This is a genomic window from Serratia sp. CoH_122_TC_1 (genome assembly GCF_058191755.1).
This window is the reverse complement of sequence record NZ_JBXWLA010000050.1, coordinates 1-1,706: the sequence shown is the minus strand read 5'-3', so window position 1 is coordinate 1,706 and position 1,706 is coordinate 1. Positions and strand designations below refer to the sequence as shown.

Genomic DNA, 1,706 nt, shown 5'->3' with positions numbered 1-1,706 from the left:
TCGGGTTCGAAAAAATATCAAGTCTTGAAGAGTGACCAAGCAGTAATTCATTTAGTTGAATTATTACGAAAGTTAATTTTCGAGCATCGCTTCACGAGTTGAAGCAAATCAAGCTTTTAATTGAAGAGTTTGATCATGGCTCAGATTGAACGCTGGCGGCAGGCCTAACACATGCAAGTCGAGCGGTAGCACAGGAGAGCTTGCTCTCTGGGTGACGAGCGGCGGACGGGTGAGTAATGTCTGGGAAACTGCCTGATGGAGGGGGATAACTACTGGAAACGGTAGCTAATACCGCATAACGTCTTCGGACCAAAGTGGGGGACCTTCGGGCCTCACGCCATCAGATGTGCCCAGATGGGATTAGCTAGTAGGTGGGGTAATGGCTCACCTAGGCGACGATCCCTAGCTGGTCTGAGAGGATGACCAGCCACACTGGAACTGAGACACGGTCCAGACTCCTACGGGAGGCAGCAGTGGGGAATATTGCACAATGGGCGCAAGCCTGATGCAGCCATGCCGCGTGTGTGAAGAAGGCCTTCGGGTTGTAAAGCACTTTCAGCGAGGAGGAAGGGTGGTGTGTTAATAGCGCATCACATTGACGTTACTCGCAGAAGAAGCACCGGCTAACTCCGTGCCAGCAGCCGCGGTAATACGGAGGGTGCAAGCGTTAATCGGAATTACTGGGCGTAAAGCGCACGCAGGCGGTTTGTTAAGTCAGATGTGAAATCCCCGCGCTTAACGTGGGAACTGCATTTGAAACTGGCAAGCTAGAGTCTTGTAGAGGGGGGTAGAATTCCAGGTGTAGCGGTGAAATGCGTAGAGATCTGGAGGAATACCGGTGGCGAAGGCGGCCCCCTGGACAAAGACTGACGCTCAGGTGCGAAAGCGTGGGGAGCAAACAGGATTAGATACCCTGGTAGTCCACGCTGTAAACGATGTCGACTTGGAGGTTGTGCCCTTGAGGCGTGGCTTCCGGAGCTAACGCGTTAAGTCGACCGCCTGGGGAGTACGGCCGCAAGGTTAAAACTCAAATGAATTGACGGGGGCCCGCACAAGCGGTGGAGCATGTGGTTTAATTCGATGCAACGCGAAGAACCTTACCTACTCTTGACATCCAGAGAATTCGCTAGAGATAGCTTAGTGCCTTCGGGAACTCTGAGACAGGTGCTGCATGGCTGTCGTCAGCTCGTGTTGTGAAATGTTGGGTTAAGTCCCGCAACGAGCGCAACCCTTATCCTTTGTTGCCAGCACGTAATGGTGGGAACTCAAAGGAGACTGCCGGTGATAAACCGGAGGAAGGTGGGGATGACGTCAAGTCATCATGGCCCTTACGAGTAGGGCTACACACGTGCTACAATGGCGTATACAAAGAGAAGCGAACTCGCGAGAGCAAGCGGACCTCATAAAGTACGTCGTAGTCCGGATTGGAGTCTGCAACTCGACTCCATGAAGTCGGAATCGCTAGTAATCGTAGATCAGAATGCTACGGTGAATACGTTCCCGGGCCTTGTACACACCGCCCGTCACACCATGGGAGTGGGTTGCAAAAGAAGTAGGTAGCTTAACCTTCGGGAGGGCGCTTACCACTTTGTGATTCATGACTGGGGTGAAGTCGTAACAAGGTAACCGTAGGGGAACCTGCGGTTGGATCACCTCCTTACCTAATGATATTGATTCGCGTGAAGTGCTCACACAGATTGTCTGAT

1 rRNA gene is annotated in these 1,706 nt (G+C 52.3%); it reads left to right on the top strand.

The features are described 5' to 3' along the window. Positions 1–117: 117 nt before the first annotated feature. A 16S ribosomal RNA gene (locus tag AC2FC2_RS26875) occupies positions 118–1,660 on the top strand. The last annotated feature ends 46 nt before the right edge of the window (positions 1,661–1,706 follow it).